The 15,502-nt window shown below is 51.7% G+C and carries 15 protein-coding genes, 1 tRNA gene and 1 other RNA gene; 3 read left to right on the top strand and 14 right to left on the bottom strand.

The features are described 5' to 3' along the window. Positions 1-199: 199 nt before the first annotated feature. Positions 200-307 (bottom strand): type I toxin-antitoxin system toxin Ldr family protein, encoded by a 108-nt coding sequence (locus FDW97_RS14230; RefSeq protein WP_085049070.1) that lies wholly within the window; start codon positions 305-307, stop codon positions 200-202. Between the two features lie 85 nt (positions 308-392). Then, a complete protein-coding gene (locus tag FDW97_RS23720) occupies positions 393-644 on the bottom strand; it encodes a hypothetical protein (protein WP_137346676.1) in 252 nt (83 codons plus the stop codon). Positions 645-731: 87 nt separating this feature from the next. Here FDW97_RS23720 and megL point away from each other — a divergent pair, with 87 nt between their 5' ends. Together megL and FDW97_RS14245 are read left to right on the top strand one after the other, a co-directional pair. Beyond that, positions 732-1,928 carry a methionine gamma-lyase gene (megL, locus tag FDW97_RS14240; protein WP_061380953.1) on the top strand — a complete coding sequence of 399 codons (1,197 nt, stop codon included), beginning with the start codon at positions 732-734 and terminating at the stop codon, positions 1,926-1,928. A 117-nt stretch (positions 1,929-2,045) separates the two neighbouring features. Then, a complete protein-coding gene (locus FDW97_RS14245; protein WP_087857185.1) occupies positions 2,046-3,344 on the top strand; it encodes an aromatic amino acid transport family protein in 1,299 nt (432 codons plus the stop codon). A gap of 33 nt (positions 3,345-3,377) precedes the next feature. Here FDW97_RS14245 and FDW97_RS14250 read toward each other — a convergent pair whose 3' ends face one another. From FDW97_RS14250 to FDW97_RS14300, 11 genes are all read right to left on the bottom strand, one after another. After that, positions 3,378-4,580 carry a sigma-54-dependent Fis family transcriptional regulator gene (locus tag FDW97_RS14250; RefSeq protein ID WP_137351208.1) on the bottom strand — a complete coding sequence of 401 codons (1,203 nt, stop codon included), beginning with the start codon at positions 4,578-4,580 and terminating at the stop codon, positions 3,378-3,380. Positions 4,581-4,756: 176 nt separating this feature from the next. Continuing rightward, positions 4,757-5,761: a dipeptide ABC transporter ATP-binding subunit DppF gene (dppF, locus tag FDW97_RS14255; protein WP_038635143.1), complete on the bottom strand. Its 1,005-nt coding sequence runs from the start codon at positions 5,759-5,761 to the stop codon at positions 4,757-4,759. Next, a complete protein-coding gene (gene dppD, locus FDW97_RS14260; protein WP_137351209.1) occupies positions 5,758-6,741 on the bottom strand; it encodes a dipeptide ABC transporter ATP-binding protein in 984 nt (327 codons plus the stop codon). The genes dppF and dppD overlap by 4 nt, the downstream gene beginning before the upstream one ends. A 10-nt stretch (positions 6,742-6,751) precedes the next feature. Beyond that, positions 6,752-7,654: a dipeptide ABC transporter permease DppC gene (gene dppC / locus FDW97_RS14265; protein ID WP_038635146.1), complete on the bottom strand. Its 903-nt coding sequence runs from the start codon at positions 7,652-7,654 to the stop codon at positions 6,752-6,754. A gap of 9 nt (positions 7,655-7,663) precedes the next feature. Then, positions 7,664-8,683, bottom strand: coding sequence for a dipeptide ABC transporter permease DppB (gene dppB, locus FDW97_RS14270; RefSeq protein WP_137351210.1), 1,020 nt, complete (start codon positions 8,681-8,683; stop codon positions 7,664-7,666). 166 nt (positions 8,684-8,849) lie between these two features. Further along, a complete protein-coding gene (gene dppA, locus FDW97_RS14280; RefSeq protein ID WP_038635147.1) occupies positions 8,850-10,457 on the bottom strand; it encodes a dipeptide ABC transporter periplasmic-binding protein DppA in 1,608 nt (535 codons plus the stop codon). Next, the gene (locus FDW97_RS23435) at positions 10,372-10,608 is read right to left on the bottom strand and encodes a hypothetical protein (RefSeq protein ID WP_162267364.1); all 237 of its coding nucleotides are present in this window, start codon (positions 10,606-10,608) and stop codon (positions 10,372-10,374) included. Before FDW97_RS23435 ends, dppA begins: the two co-directional genes overlap by 86 nt. A gap of 460 nt (positions 10,609-11,068) precedes the next feature. Beyond that, a non-coding RNA gene (locus FDW97_RS14285) (RtT sRNA) lies at positions 11,069-11,202 on the bottom strand. A 32-nt stretch (positions 11,203-11,234) separates the two neighbouring features. Next, a tRNA-Pro gene (locus FDW97_RS14290) sits at positions 11,235-11,311 on the bottom strand. 92 nt (positions 11,312-11,403) lie between these two features. Continuing rightward, positions 11,404-13,098 carry a kdo(2)-lipid A phosphoethanolamine 7''-transferase gene (gene eptB, locus FDW97_RS14295; protein WP_121529680.1) on the bottom strand — a complete coding sequence of 565 codons (1,695 nt, stop codon included), beginning with the start codon at positions 13,096-13,098 and terminating at the stop codon, positions 11,404-11,406. Positions 13,099-13,307: 209 nt separating this feature from the next. Beyond that, positions 13,308-14,510, bottom strand: coding sequence for an MFS transporter (locus FDW97_RS14300; RefSeq protein ID WP_038635150.1), 1,203 nt, complete (start codon positions 14,508-14,510; stop codon positions 13,308-13,310). Between FDW97_RS14300 and FDW97_RS23440 the strand changes: the two genes are divergently transcribed. Next, positions 14,509-14,685, top strand: coding sequence for a hypothetical protein (locus FDW97_RS23440; RefSeq protein WP_159121630.1), 177 nt, complete (start codon positions 14,509-14,511; stop codon positions 14,683-14,685). The two genes, FDW97_RS14300 and FDW97_RS23440, sit on opposite strands and share 2 nt — an antisense overlap. A gap of 76 nt (positions 14,686-14,761) precedes the next feature. Here the strand turns inward: FDW97_RS23440 and FDW97_RS14305 are convergent, their stop codons facing one another. Then, entirely contained in the window at positions 14,762-15,463 is a 702-nt protein-coding gene (locus FDW97_RS14305) for an autotransporter outer membrane beta-barrel domain-containing protein (protein WP_038635151.1), read from the bottom strand. Positions 15,464-15,502 lie beyond the last annotated feature (39 nt).

Here is a 15,502-nt window from a genome sequence, read left to right on the forward strand (position 1 = left end):
TGCCGTCAGAGTATACCCGATCGTAGCGGTATTAAGAGAGACGGTATCTGAAAACTTCCCAGCGTGCATTATCGCGACAGGATAGGCACCTGACGACGAGATTTATCTGCATTTAAGCCGAAAAAGGCCGCAAGGTCACCCCTGCGGCCTGGTTCGGGCGCATATTGCCATCACGGCAGGCAGACGCCCACTAAGCGCATTACTTCCTGTTACGTAGCCAGCTCACAATCAGACTGGCAATAATACCAGCGATGACTGGAGCCGCTAAATCGTGCCAGAAGGCCACGCCTAACTGTACGAGCGTCATATAGCCGCCTGTGTTGCAATGGCAACTGTTCGCGGCTATCCTTAACTTGTCTGGAGTCAAGTTAGCCCCCGTTTTGTTGCCAGGTTTATACCGAACAACGTGCGGGGGTTTTCTCTTTCCAGCAACCGATGCCGCCGGGGATCAAGCCCCCGCAACATTGCGCCTCACCGGGAATTCCCGGCTTGCCGCTGATTCTACGGTAGCCCATTCGCCATATCACTGCGCAATATTCCGCTCTGCGTAGCGCCTCGCACTTCACCCTTTTCTCGCCAGTACGCTGGAAAGATTCTTGCCAGTTGGCAACATTCCTGCCGACTATTAATTCAGGTAAATACATAACTCATTGATATCTATTAATTCATTTTCTGGCACAGCGATTGCTATTTGAGTGTGAGCTGTTCTGTTCCGAATTAAAGGAGATATCATGTCTGACTGTCGTACTTACGGATTCAACACCCAGATCGTTCACGCAGGGCAACAACCCGATCCTTCAACTGGCGCGCTCAGTACGCCTATTTTCCAGACTTCAACGTTTGTATTTGACAGCGCCGAACAAGGTGCCGCCCGCTTTGCGCTTGAGGAGTCCGGGTACATTTATACTCGTTTGGGTAACCCCACCACCGATGCGCTGGAGAAAAAGCTGGCGGTGCTGGAAAGAGGTGAAGCCGGACTGGCAACCGCGTCCGGTATTTCTGCCATCACTACAACCCTGCTGACATTGTGCCAGCAGGGTGACCATATCGTTTCCGCCAGCGCAATTTACGGCTGCACCCACGCGTTTCTGTCGCACAGCATGCCGAAGTTCGGGATTAACGTCAGCTTTGTCGATGCGGCGAATCCTGAAGAAATTCGCGCCGCCATGCGCCCGGAAACCAAAGTGGTGTATATCGAAACGCCCGCCAACCCGACGCTCTCATTGGTTGATATTGAAACGGTGGCCGGTATTGCCCATCAGCAAGGCGCAGTGTTGGTGGTGGATAACACCTTTATGTCGCCGTACTGTCAGCAGCCTTTGCAACTGGGCGCAGACATCGTGGTGCACAGCGTCACCAAATATATCAACGGTCACGGGGATGTGATTGGCGGCATTATCGTCGGCAAGCAGGAGTTTATTGACCAGGCGCGGTTTGTGGGGCTGAAAGATATCACCGGCGGCTGCATGAGTCCGTTCAACGCCTGGTTAACGCTGCGCGGCGTTAAAACACTGGGCATTCGAATGGAGCGTCACTGCGAAAATGCGATGAAAATCGCCCGCTTCCTGGAAGGGCATCCATCCATCACCCACGTTTATTATCCCGGCCTCTCTTCACATCCGCAGTATGAGCTTGGCCAACGGCAGATGAGTCTGCCAGGAGGAATTATCAGCTTCGAAATCGCCGGCGGCCTCGAGGCTGGCAGACGGATGATCAATTCTGTAGAATTGTGCCTCCTCGCGGTCAGTCTCGGTGATACCGAAACCCTCATTCAGCACCCAGCGTCTATGACACATTCGCCCGTTGCGCCAGAGGAACGGCTTAAAGCAGGTATTACCGACGGGCTTATCCGTCTTTCTGTGGGTCTTGAAGATCCAGAAGATATTATTAACGACCTTGAACACGCCATCAGAAAGGCAACATTCTGACCACTACAGTCTGAACCGACGCCGATCGGTTCAGACTGTTGAGAATCAAGGCACAACAGTCTGGCTATACGCGCAATCCTTTTCCGGGGAGAGCGTGTATTTTGGGCAGGGGGTTCTATGCAGGACAACACATTACAATTAAGCAACAATACAGCAACCGCCGTACCAATCTCAAAAAAGATACCGTTTACGAAATACGATTTTGGCTGGGTATTACTCTGTATCGGCATGGCAATTGGCGCCGGAACAGTACTGATGCCGGTACAAATTGGCTTAACAGGTATTTGGGTATTTATTGTCGCCTTTATTATTGCTTATCCCGCAACTTATATTGTGCAGGACATTTATTTAAAAACATTATCAGAGAGTGAAACCTGTAATGACTATACCGATATTATAAGTCATTATCTGGGGAAAAACTGGGGCGTATTTCTTGGCGTCATCTATTTCCTGATGATTATTCACGGCATATTTATTTATTCCCTATCAGTAGTATTTGACAGTGCCTCTTATATCAAAACTTTTGGCTTGACCGAGTCCGACCTTTCGCAGTCAATAATCTACAAAGTAGCCATTTTTGCCGTGCTGGTCGCCATTGCATCCGGGGGAGAAAAGCTGCTGTTCAAAATCTCCGGTCCGATGGTAGTAGTAAAAGTGGGTATCATCATCGTGTTTGGTTTTGCGATGATCCCGCACTGGAACTTTAGCAATATCAGCGCGTTTCCTGAAGCCTCGGTTTTCTTTCGCAACGTGCTGTTGACCATCCCGTTCTGCTTCTTCTCAGCGGTGTTTATTCAGGTATTAAACCCAATGAACATAGCTTATCGCAAACGGGTGGCTGACCGGGTACTGGCGACGCGCATGGCGATTCGCACGCATCGCATCAGTTACATTACGCTGATTGCGGTTATTCTGTTTTTCTCCTTCTCTTTTACCTTTTCTATTAGCCATGAAGAGGCCGTTTCGGCCTTTGAGCAAAATATTTCCGCCCTGGCGCTGGCAGCGCAGGTTATTCCAGGACAAATTATTCATATCACCTCAACGGTACTGAATATCTTCGCCGTATTAACGGCGTTTTTTGGTATTTACCTGGGATTCCATGAGGCCATTAAGGGTATTATTCTTAACATCCTGAGTCGCGTCATTGACGTTGAGAAAATTAATCCGCTGGTGCTCACGCTGGGTATTTGCACATTTATTGTGATTACTCTGGTTATTTGGGTGTCGTTCCGCGTATCGGTGCTGGTATTCTTCCAATTGGGGAGCCCACTGTACGGGATTGTGTCGTGTATTATTCCGTTTTTCCTGATCTATAAAGTGACGCAGTTAGAGAAATTGCGCGGTGTTAAAACCTGGCTGATTCTGCTGTACGGAATTCTGCTGTGCCTGTCGCCATTATTGAAGCTGATTGAATAACCCGTCTAACGCGCCGTCAGCCACTGGCGGCGCTTAACTCACACTCTCCAACTGATAGCTGCGAATTTTATTCAACACCGTGGTATGCGACACCCCCAACGCTTTAGCGATATGCCGCGACGACACATTATCTTCTACCATTTGTTCGATGAGCTGGCGCTCAGCACTAAGCACTTGTTCTTTAAAAGGGCGTTCCGTTGAGGCTTGTTCAACCGCAGGTAAATTCACCATTCCCAGTTCGTCCAGGGTGATGACATCCGATTCCGCCATCAGCATCAGACGAATAATGGTATTTTCCAGTTCACGAACGTTTCCCGGCCAGGCGTGATGATGCAAGGCCGCAAAACAGGCTTTATCCAGGATTATCCGGCGCTGGAACTCCTTCGCATACTTCTGCACAAAGTGGCGAATAAGCAGACTAATATCCTGCGGGCGCTCCCGTAAGGGAGGAATGGTGAGTGAAAGTACGTTGATGCGATAATAGAGATCGGCGCGCAACAGACGTTGTTCCACCATCTCTTCCAGATTAGCGTTGGTTGCCACAATAATACGTACATTAACCGGTATAATTTGTGCGCCGCCAACGCGACGAATCCCACCATCCTGAAGCACGCGCAGTAATTTAGCCTGTAAGCTCAGCGACATTTCACCAAACTCATCAAGAAAAAGGGTGCCTTTATCGGCCATTTCAAACAGCCCTTTTTTGCCTTTACAATCTGCGCCGCTAAAGGCTCCTTTCTCATAGCCAAAGAATTCACTCTCCATCAGCGACTCAGGCAATGCAGAGCAGTTGACCGGAATAAACGGATAAAACCGCCGCTTCCCGGAATTATGGATAGCCCGAGCCAGTAGCTCCTTGCCGGTTCCGGTGTCACCGCGGATCAGAACGGTATATTTGCTGTCGGCAATTCTGATCGCCTTTTCGATAAGCAAGCGCATGCTCTGGCTAGTGCAAATAATGTCAGAGAAATAGCGCGGGCGTTCCGGCTCGGACGTTGACAGTTCGCTTATCTCTTCACACAGGTAAGCGACATTAATAATATCGGCTCGCTGGCTCAAACACGTTTGCACGTAGGAAATATCCTGCAGCTGGCGGCACCAGGATTTAATCAGGATCCGTCCCGGTGTGACTTTCATTGAGATGATATTGATATCACAGCAGGAAAATTCCTTCAGGACATCCTCAACCATCGATAGTCGATCAATTGTTTTAATATCCCAGCGTATCGTGACCACATTTGCTCCTGATCGTTAGCAACTGCGAAATCGCTATTTCTGTGACAAAAGGGTATCTGACTACATTTTAGACGCTATGGAATAATGTTCTGCCAGAGGACTCACATTGTGGACGTAAAAACAAAATATAAAAAAACCGGAGCACAAGGCTCCGGTTATTAGGTCATAACCCACGTTTATCGCTGTGGGTTTTCATCCTGGTCCACGGCGAAACAGGCCACCAGTTGACCGCCATAATCTTTCAACTGCGGCTGAAGCTGGGTACACGGACCAAAACGACGGCGGCAGCGGGCGTTGAACGCACAACCCGGCGGCGGATTCAGCGGGCTTGGCAGCTCGCCGGTCAGCTTGATACGTTCGCGGCGGTCGTCCGGGTTCAGACGTGGCGTGGCTGAAAGTAGCGCCTGGGTATACGGATGACGCGGATTATTGAAGATCTGATCCTTGGTCCCTTTTTCCACACAGCGGCCTAAATACATCACCATCACTTCATCGGCAATGTGCTCCACCACCGACAGGTCGTGCGAGATAAAAACGTAGGACAGTCCAAGATCCTGTTGTAAATCCATCATCAGATTCAGGACCTGCGCACGCACCGAAACATCGAGCGCCGAGACCGGTTCGTCGGCAATCACCACGTCCGGGTCCAGCATCAGACCACGAGCAATGGCGATACGCTGACGCTGGCCGCCGGAGAACATATGCGGGTAACGATCGTAGTGCTCAGTTTTTAGCCCCACTTTCGCCATCATCGCCAGCGCTTTTTCACGCCGCTGCTCTTTGCTGAGCGTGGAGTTGATCAGCAACGGCTCTTCCAGAATCTGCCCCACTTTCTTACGCGGATTCAGAGAACCGTACGGGTTCTGGAACACAATCTGGATTTTCTGCCGACGCAGCTTCTGCGCTTGCGGATCGTGCTTGAGCAGATCCTGCCCCTGGTAATACAGCTCACCGCCAGTTGGAACTTCAATCATCGTCAACAGACGGCCAAGCGTGGATTTTCCACAGCCAGACTCGCCTACTACCGCCAGCGTTTTACCGCGTTCAAGAGTAAAGGAGACGCCGTCCAGCGCCTTCACCAGGCGCTCAGGGGAAAATAATCCCTTCTTTACCGGGTAGTGTTTTTTCAGATCGATAGCCTGCAACAGTGGCTGTTGCAAGGTGGCCTCATGCGTACTCATAGTGTGGGCCTCCCGGCATCATCAAGTGGGTAGTGGCATTTCGACTGACGACCGCCTTCCAGCAGATTCAGTTCAGGTTCTTCAACGCGGCATTTGTCGGTTGCATACGGGCAGCGCGGGTTCAGCAAACAGCCGTTCGGACGGTCATATTTACCAGGAACCACACCTGGCAACGAAGCCAGACGCGCTTTATCCTGCGCAAACTCCGGTAGCGCACGTAGCAATGCCTGGGTATACGGATGACGCGGCGCGCGGAAAATATCCTGCGCAGCGCCAGTTTCCACGACCTGCCCGGCGTACATCACGATGATTTTGTGTGCCGCTTCCGCCACCAGCGCCAGGTCGTGGGTAATCAAAACCAGCGCCATATTCTCTTTTTGCTGCAACTCCAGCAGCAGCTCAATGATCTGCGCCTGAATGGTCACGTCCAGCGCCGTCGTCGGTTCGTCGGCAATTAGCAGCTTCGGACGACAGGCAATCGCCATCGCGATCATCACGCGCTGGCTCATCCCACCAGACAACTGGTGCGGATACACGTCCAGACGCGAGGCCGGATCGGGGATCCCCACCAACGTCAGCAGGTCAATCGCCCGCTGAACGCGCGTTTTTTTATTGCCGCCCTGATGCACTTTGATGGCTTCCATAATCTGATAGCCGACGGTGTAGCACGGGTTAAGGCTGGTCATCGGATCCTGGAAAATCATTGCCACTTCTGCGCCGACTAACTGACGACGCTCTTTCTCAGAGATGCGCTTCAGGTCACGACTGTTAAACTCCAGATTTTCGGCCATCACGCGGCCAGGGTAGTCAATCAACCCCATAATCGCCAGCGAACTGACAGACTTACCAGAGCCGGATTCACCCACAATGCCAACCACTTCCCCCTGGTTCACACTGTAGCTAATGCGGTCTACGGCGCGGAACTCGGAGCCTACGTCGCCGAAGTGCACCGATAATTTATCTACATTTAATAACGCCATCTCGAACCTCTTACTGCTTCAGTTTGGGATCGAGCGCGTCACGCAGACCGTCACCCATCAGGTTAAATGCCAGCACCGTCAGCAGGATCGCCAGCCCCGGGAAGGTCACGACCCACCAGGCGCTTTGGGCAAACTGCAGAACGTCAGAGAGCATGGTGCCCCATTCCGGCGTAGGCGGCTGTGCGCCCATCCCCAGAAAGCCGAGGGCAGCCATATCGAGAATGGCGTTAGAGAAGCCGAGCGACGCCTGAACAATCAGCGGCGCCAGACAGTTAGGCAAAATGTTTACAAACATCTGGCGCATCGCACCGGCTCCCGCCACGCGCGAGGCGGTAACGTAGTCGCGGTTGACTTCCACCAGCACGGCGGCGCGCGTCAGACGCACATAGTGCGGTAACGCCACGAACGTCAGCGCCAACGCGGCGTTGCCAATCGAAGGACCAAATACCGCCACCAGCACCAGCGCCAGTAACAGGCTCGGCAGCGCCAGCATGATATCGACCACGCGCATGATGACGTTATCGATAATCCCGCCAAAATAACCGGCGACCAGCCCGAGAATTACGCCCATCAGCAGGGAGAGCACCACGACCAGACAGCCGACCAACAGCGACAGACGCGCGCCGTACATCAGACGCGAGAGCACATCGCGGCCCACATCGTCAGTACCAAACAGGTGCGCCATCGTGCCGCCTTCCTGCCACGCAGGCGGCGCCAGCAGCGCATCACGGAACTGCTCAGCCGGATTATACGGGGCGAGAACATTCGCAAAGACCGCAATCAGAATCATGATGACAACATAAACCAGCCCGACAACCGCGCCTTTATTACGCTTGAAATAGTGCCAGAACTCCTGCATCGGGGTCATTGGCACCGGTGCGGCAATAACCTTATTTTCAGTAACCTGTGACATGATGGCCCCTTACTTCTTATGACGAATACGCGGGTTCACCACGCCGTACAGCAGGTCTACCAGCAGGTTGACGAGAATAATCATCGTCGCGACCAGCAGTACCCCGCCCTGCACCACCGGATAATCGCGGCGCTGTAGCGCATCGATTAGCCAGCGTCCCAGCCCAGGCCATGAGAAGATAGTCTCAGTCAGGATCGCCCCGGCAAGCAATGTCCCAACCTGCAGGCCGATAACGGTCACGACGGGCAGCATGGCGTTACGCAAAGCGTGAATAATGATGACGCGCATCCGGGTCAGACCTTTGGCACGGGCGGTACGAATGTAATCTTCACCCAGTACTTCCAGCATTGATGAACGAGTCATACGCACAATTACCGCCAGAGGAATGGTACCCAGCACCATCGCGGGCAGGATCATATGCGCCAGCGCATCAATAAAGTTACCCTCTTCGCCCCAGATGGCGGTATCTATCAGCATAAAACCGGTCAGCGGGTTGGTATCATCAAGGAATACCATGTCGCTCACCCGGCCGGAAACCGGGGTCAGATTTAACTGCACGGAAACCAGCATGATCAGCATCATGCCCCACCAGAAAATCGGCATAGAGTAACCGGTCAGCGCCAGGCCAACGGCGGTGTGATCGAAAATGGAGCCGCGCTTCACGGCAGCAAGTACCCCCACCGGAATACCTACTGCGACGGCGAAAATCATCGCGCAGACGCCGAGTTCCAGCGTGGCTTTAAAACGAGGCACGAACTCATCCCACACAGGTAAACGGCTTTTCAGCGAGATACCTAAGTCACCATGCATAACCCCCCAGATATAATGGAGGTACTGCTGCCACATCGGTTTATCCAAACCAAGTTCGGCCAGCAGTTGAGCATGACGCTCAGGGGAGATCCCACGCTCACCCGCCATGATCATTACCGGATCGCCGGGGATCATATGGACGAAGGCAAAAGTGAGAAGAGTGATACCGATAAACGTGGGGATGACGAGTCCCAAACGTCGGAGAATGAACTGCAACATAACCCGGATTCTCTCTAATGACGCACGGCCTGGAACCGTGAGTCTGTATTGCTCACAAATTTTATCCCACGCAAACTGCATCGCGGGTAAAGCATTACGCCGGATGGCGCTGCGCTTATCCGGCCTACACAACACCGGGGCGCAGCGCTTCCTTGATTGCTTTTAATTATTCGACAGAGACGTTTTCGAAGTGATGTTTGCCTAATGGATCAACCACATAGCCTTTAACTTCTTTACGCACTGGCTCGTACACGGTGGAGTGAGCAACAATCAGAGCCGGAGCCTGATCGTGCATAACAACCTGAGCTTGTTTGTACAGTTCGATACGCTTGTTGTGATCGTCGGTGGCACGCGCCGGCTGGATCAAGTCTTCAAACGGCTTGTAGCACCAGCGAGAGTAGTTGGAACCGTCTTTCGCTGCCGCACAGCTGAACAGGGTGGCGAAGAAGTTATCCGGATCCCCGTTGTCACCGGTCCAGCCCATCATGACGGCCTGATGCTCACCCGCTTTGGCGCGTTTCAGATACTCGCCCCACTCGTAGGTCACAATCTTGGCCTGAACGCCAATTTTCGCCCAGTCAGCCTGAACCATCTCCGCCATACGGCGTGCGTTCGGGTTGTACGGACGCTGTACCGGCATTGCCCACAGCTCAACGGTAAAGCCTTTGTCCTGACCGGCTTCTTTTAGCAGCGCTTTCGCTTTCTCAGGATCGTAACTGTAGTCTTTAATGTCATCGTTATAGCCCCACATAGTCGGTGGGATCAGGTTCTTCGCGGCCACGCCAGCGCCCTGATAAACGGCTTTGATGATCGCTTCTTTGTTTACCGCGTAAGTCAGCGCCTGACGAACTTTGACGTCATCAAACGGTTTCTTCTCGGTGTTGTAGGAGAGGTAGCCCACGTTCAGACCAGCCTGCTCCATCAGGTTGATGTTTTTATCCTGCTTCATGCGCGCGATGTCTGCCGGGTTTGGATACGGCATCACCTGGCACTCATTCTTCTGCAGTTTGGCGTAACGTACGGAAGCATCAGGCGTAATAGAGAAGACCAGACGGTCGATCTGCGGCTTAGTACCCCAGTAGCCTGGGAAAGCTTTATACAGAATACGGGAGTCTTTCTGGTATTGCTGCAGCTGGAACGGACCGGTACCAATTGGGTTGAGGTCTACTTTCTCCGGGGAACCGGCTTTCAGCATGTTGTCTGCGTATTCTTTAGAAAGAATAGAAGCGAAGTCCATCGCCAGATCGGCCAGGAATGGAGCTTCCGGACGCGTCAGTACGAACTGAACGGTTTTATCGTCCACTTTTTTCACTTCGGAGATCAGATCTGGCAGACCCATCCCTTCGAAGTATTCATAACTGCCGCCAGAGACTTTGTGGTACGGGTTCTGGGCATTTTTCTGACGATCGAACGAGAACACCACGTCATCGGCGTTAAAATCGCGCGTCGGTTTGAAATCTTTATTGTCCTGCCACTTCACGCCCTGGCGCAGGTGGAAGGTGTAGGTTTTACCGTCTTCGCTGATTTCCCACTTCTCAGCAAGGCCCGGGATCACTTCGGTGGTACCGATTTTGAATTCAACCAGGCGGTTATAGATCGGTACGGAGCTGGCATCATAGGTGGTGCCAGAGGTGAAAAGCTGCGGGTTAAAGCCTTCAGGAGATCCTTCTGAACAATAAACCAGAGTTTTAGCCTGTACGCTTGCTGCGACGGTCATGGCCACCAGGCTCAGACCAAGCTTCAGCATCCCTGACTTCTTCAAGGAAATACTCATTCTTCTGCTCCAAATGTGATGTTTGTTGTTTTACCCTTTGCAGTGGGTTTGCACCGCCTGGCCTTTTTTGTTTTTTACCCGGCCGGGTCGGCGTTAAGAGGATGGGGATTCCGTTCACATAAGCGACTGAGTTGCAGTGCGGATTCTCCATGAAATGCCCCTCATGCCCTACAATCTGTCAACAGAATGTGAAAACGTCAATACAGGTAACCGTGATTTACACCAACGGTGAGAATTGACAAACAAAGATTAAAAAAAGTGCAGACGGCTATTTTCAGCAGGGAAATTTGTGCTACGCGCTCTGTGCCAGAATAAATATCTTAATATTTCGCAACATTTGGTGATTAACATTTATGCAAATTCTTAAAACTTTCTAAATTAATGCTGCATATCTGAGCGATTAATACCATGAACGTTAAAACGCACAGCGGAAAATGCCAGGTTCAGCCATAAGTAGCGCAAAAAAAGTTTCATGCAAATATAAAAAAAGGCAATGGAATATGTCACAGAATCGTTAACAGTCAGTGGGAAGTGGCGCACAATTTTTGTAGACAAAATGAAGGTCAAAGATGGGGTTGGAAACGCCATACACGCCGGGGTGAAACTGAGCCTGTAGGCCGGATAGAGGATTACTCGCCACTGCGTGGCTCGCCCTGCGGGCCGTTGCTGACGCAACGTTCTCTCGCTACGCTCGAGTCGAACCTCTTGCCCCCGGAGGTTCTCATCCTCACGGGCCATAATGCAAAAAACCCTGCTCGTTGAGCAGGGTTTTGAATTTGGTCGGTGATAGAGGATTCGAACCTCCGACCCCTTCGTCCCGAACGAAGTGCGCTACCAGGCTGCGCCAATCACCGAATGCGGGGCGCATCTTACTGCTCAGCAGCGCGCCCGTCAATCCCTTAGCATCAAAATGGCATTTGATCGGCGAGAAAGTCAGCAGCCGCCGTTACTGGGCTGCAACCTTCTTCGCGTCCGGGATACGGCACCAGTTGTTATTCTCGTTAATACCGCCATTTGGCGAGGTATAACCAAGGCAACCTAAAATAGTGTCGTACAGCTCCACGTGACGACGCGGCACCTTCATATCAGCTTCTTGCTTCAGATGGGCGAACGCCTTCGCATGATCGGGGTCTTCCAGATACTTGTCAGACATCCACACCAGCATAGGAACGCGGAACTGCTCAGGCGGCGCCATTTTACGCGGCGTCCCGTGCAGGTGCTCACGCTCGTTAATCGACTCACCGTGATCGGCAGCGTAGAACACTATCGCTTTCTTATCGCGCAGTTGATCAAATACTTGAGTGATAAAGTGATCAACATAAGTTACCGAGTTATCGAATGAGTTGATCATCTCCGCTTTTGAGCAGCCGCTATCAACATTGACGCATTCCGGCTTCCACTGTGCATATTCACGGGTGTAGCGCTGCGTATAGTTAAAATGCGATCCTTTGGTATGCAGAATAATCAGGTGCTTACTACCGTCATCGTTCTGCTGCAGAGACTGCTGCATCTCGGGAATCAACAGCATGTCATCAACGTTTTTGCCACGATTACGCGGCTCAGCGCCGATCTGCTCACGGTAGGAGATATTCTCCGCCATGGTATTACTGTAAAACCACATCTCGCTTTGCATGGCGTAGAGATCTGTCTTGAACCCTAGCTGAGTAAGCACGGCAAAAACGTTTTGTTCTTTCAGCGTACGCTGCGGATTTTCTTCCGCCCCACCCTCACGGACAAACATGCAGCGCAGAGAAAGTTTGGTTGCCGTATCGCAGGAATATCCGCGGAATGCGGCCAGATTTTTCTCCTGGGCGAGCCTTGGCGTGGTATTTCGCTCATAGCCAAAAATTCCCATATGATCCCAGCGGGTCGTTTCCCCGATAATAAAGACCACATAGGTGTCGTCGAGGTTCTTCGGCGCAACATAGGTAAACTTTTTGGCCGGGTTCATCAGCGATTTGTTATCTGAAGACTCATCCACCTGCGCCCAGGCGTACAGGCCCAATGCTGAGAGCCAGTTTGACGGCAAATAAGAGTTCGCCACAACCCCGCCATAGCTGGGTAGATCGATGCCGGTTTCCCGTTCAACGCTTCTCTGTTGCATGCTCAACAGGCGAATCGGCACCCACACCATCAGGCCTGCCAGTAACACCACCGCCACGCTACGCCATCTCATGCCCGGGGTACGAATCTGTCTCATTAGCGTATAGCGGCAGCGGTTACTCCAAATAAGAACCAACGGCACAATACTGACTGAAACCAGCCACACGATAAAATGCCAGCCGACGACTTCTTTAGATAAATCAATATCCGTGGTCATGACGGAGGCAATAATACCGTAGCCAATTACCACGTTCAGGAAGGTCATATAATAACTGGCGCCGGCAGAACACAGCACCACAAAGGTTGCCAGCACACGCCAGACCCGGCGGCCGAATAAAGAGAGAAGACGTAATAAAAAGAAGGTCACCAGCACAGTGCCAGCTAATTCAACAACCGCAGAGAGTCCTTTCCAGACGGTGAATTCGTGCGCATATCCGCTAAAGCGACGGAAAAATACAGCACAGTTCATAAACAAACCGATATAGATTGCCAGCAAGAAACTGAGTTTCTGCTGCGTCATCGACTTAATGTATCTCATGCAAACAAACCCTGGGGATCGGGATAAAAACTCCCTGTGCAGCGGCCAAACAGACCTAACAGGGGAAAAATGCGACAACAGCAGAGGTGAAATCTACGGGCGCGGGTAAGTAGACCACAGGAGGGAAGAAAAGTGCTTATAGAGAATGCAAATGACGCATATATTTTTGTAAATATATGCGCCAGGTATTAATCAGGCTACTAATAGATTTAGGCGTGCGCCTCGGTATATACGCTACGTTGCGGCTGGCGAATAGTAGTGGAAAGTGCCAGCGAGATGATTAACAGCGCAAAGATAACGCAGAAGGTCACATAGAATCCGCCAAACAGCGAGGCGATAATGGAACCACAAATACTGCCGATACCGAAGCCCAGGTAAATAACCCCGTAGTTTTTAGCCAGGTTATTGAGACCAAAGAACTCACTCACCAGTGACGGGAACACGGTGATGGTGCCGCCAAAGTTAAATGCCACGCAGGCAATCGCCGCAAAGAACGTAACGTCATTGAGCGGGGCGAACAGCAGTGCCGCCATACCGACCAGCGAAACAACCTGACCAATGGTGATAACACGAATACGAGAGATTTTGTCGGACAGAATACCCAGTACCAGACGGCCTGACAGGTTAGCGATGGAGATGACAGTCACTGCATTTGCCGCCGTGGCTACATCCATATGCGCCAGGCTCTGTGCAATATCTTTCGCCACGCCAATTACATACAGCCCGCTCATACATGCAGTCAGGAACATCACGGCCAGCATCCAGTACTGTGGTTTACGCATGGACTGCGCCAGAGTGTAGTCGTTCTCGACCACGCCATTTTTCGCCTTCACTTCCTGATTCGGCGCATCTTTCATCAGCATGGAGCCAAAGACGATCATCACCAGCACAATTGCGCCCCAGATCATAAAGGTTTTTTCCAGACCCACGGTGCTGAGCAGTTGGCTGTCGATGAATTTAAAACCGAGGCTACCCAGGCCATAAGAGCCGATGGCAAAGGCGGAAATCAGCCCCTTACGCTCAGGGAACCATTTTACGCAGTTGGAAAGGGTTAACAGGTATCCTGCGCCATCCGCCAGGCCGACCAGTACACCAGCGCTCAACCACAGCATAATCAGGCTGTCAGAGTGGGCGGTTAAGAAGAAGCCGACGCCCAGTAAGATACCGGAGGCCATGGTGACGCGTTTCACGCCAAAACGTTCTTGCAGTTTTCCGGCGACGGAAGAAGAAATCGCCAACCCCAGGCTCAGCAAACCAAAGGAAAATGCAACCTGACTCACCGGCGCGTCCAGTTTAGAAGAGAGCGCGCCATTAAACAGGCTCCAGGTATAAACAGAACCTAAGGCAAATTGGGTAATGATGGTGCCGATCAGTGTCAGCCAACGGGTACGCTGATAATCAGAAGTTTTCATGGCAGTCTTCCTGCATAAGCAAAATGGGAAATTCTCTGCCAACAACCATACCGAAGCGCCATTTATACCAGGAAAAAACGGCATGAAATGCCGCCAGGACGGAATGAAATGCCTGGATTGCGGAATGAATGACGAGACAAAAAGTCGGGATACTGAATTTTATCGCAAGAGTTAGTACACACTATCGCTGGAAGGCGTGTGATTATTGATCCTAATATGTAACTAAGATGTATAACCAATGATTTCTTTCGTTAAAATTTAGCGCTAACCCCCATGGTGTACATATAGTCGCTATTGTTGGTACTGTTTTCTGCCTGAGAAAGTGCGGCGTAAGCCGCCATATGCGGGTTCAACAGCATATCCGCACCGACGGTAACATCCAGCCAGTTACCGTCCTGTCCTGCTGTCGTCATGCGGCTGAGGCCCGACTGCGCCTTCCAGATATTCTCGCCAAACTGTTGGTTATAGCTGATTTGCGCCCATGGACGCACATCACCGAACTGCGAATTGACTCGCCAGCCTAACGTGCTGACGCTGGCATGCCACAACGGATCGGTCGGTGTTATCGAGGTCGCGCTATCACCAAACTCGTTGTAGGTAGACGTGGTCGAGCCGTCATAATGTAAGGCGGCGACCGGTCCGGTCGTTACCTGTCTGGAAAGCGGAAAGTTCCAGCCCATACTCATGCCGCTGGTCGTATCCATCAGCGTCTGATCGGCCAGATTCACCACCGGACCCGCCACGTTCTGCGTAGAACGAATACGTTCCTCCAGAATGTCGTTATAACGTGGTTGGTGATCGCTGTCCCATGTATAACGTTCAGCCGTATGCCCTGACATCGCATCAACGATATATTCTTGTTGCCAGCCATATGCTGTATTGATGGACAGCGCACAAACTACGACGCTCGCCAGAGTTAACCTTTGGCGACCACTACTGTTTCTTATAATCATCAACGCGACTCCAGAAAAGAGCCGAATTCGGCGATATTA

This window comes from Citrobacter sp. wls708 (assembly GCF_005281255.1).
Taxonomy (GTDB): Bacteria; Pseudomonadota; Gammaproteobacteria; order Enterobacterales; family Enterobacteriaceae; genus Citrobacter; species Citrobacter werkmanii.

Bases quoted from the DNA above. Each gene is read 5' to 3' on its own strand.
- dppB (WP_137351210.1), bottom strand. From the start codon at position 8,683: ATGTTGCAGTTCATTCTCCGACGTTTGGGACTCGTCATCCCCACGTTT.
- megL (WP_061380953.1), top strand. From the start codon at position 732: ATGTCTGACTGTCGTACTTACGGATTCAACACCCAGATCGTTCACGCA.
- dppD (WP_137351209.1), bottom strand. From the start codon at position 6,741: ATGGCGTTATTAAATGTAGATAAATTATCGGTGCACTTCGGCGACGTA.
- FDW97_RS14230 (WP_085049070.1), bottom strand. From the start codon at position 307: ATGACGCTCGTACAGTTAGGCGTGGCCTTCTGGCACGATTTAGCGGCT.
- FDW97_RS23435 (WP_162267364.1), bottom strand. From the start codon at position 10,608: ATGGAGAATCCGCACTGCAACTCAGTCGCTTATGTGAACGGAATCCCC.
- FDW97_RS14245 (WP_087857185.1), top strand. From the start codon at position 2,046: ATGCAGGACAACACATTACAATTAAGCAACAATACAGCAACCGCCGTA.
- eptB (WP_121529680.1), bottom strand. From the start codon at position 13,098: ATGAGATACATTAAGTCGATGACGCAGCAGAAACTCAGTTTCTTGCTG.
- dppC (WP_038635146.1), bottom strand. From the start codon at position 7,654: ATGTCACAGGTTACTGAAAATAAGGTTATTGCCGCACCGGTGCCAATG.
- dppF (WP_038635143.1), bottom strand. From the start codon at position 5,761: ATGAGTACGCATGAGGCCACCTTGCAACAGCCACTGTTGCAGGCTATC.
- FDW97_RS14300 (WP_038635150.1), bottom strand. From the start codon at position 14,510: ATGAAAACTTCTGATTATCAGCGTACCCGTTGGCTGACACTGATCGGC.
- dppA (WP_038635147.1), bottom strand. From the start codon at position 10,457: ATGAGTATTTCCTTGAAGAAGTCAGGGATGCTGAAGCTTGGTCTGAGC.
- FDW97_RS23720 (WP_137346676.1), bottom strand. From the start codon at position 644: ATGTATTTACCTGAATTAATAGTCGGCAGGAATGTTGCCAACTGGCAA.
- FDW97_RS14305 (WP_038635151.1), bottom strand. From the start codon at position 15,463: ATGATTATAAGAAACAGTAGTGGTCGCCAAAGGTTAACTCTGGCGAGC.
- FDW97_RS23440 (WP_159121630.1), top strand. From the start codon at position 14,509: ATGGCAGTCTTCCTGCATAAGCAAAATGGGAAATTCTCTGCCAACAAC.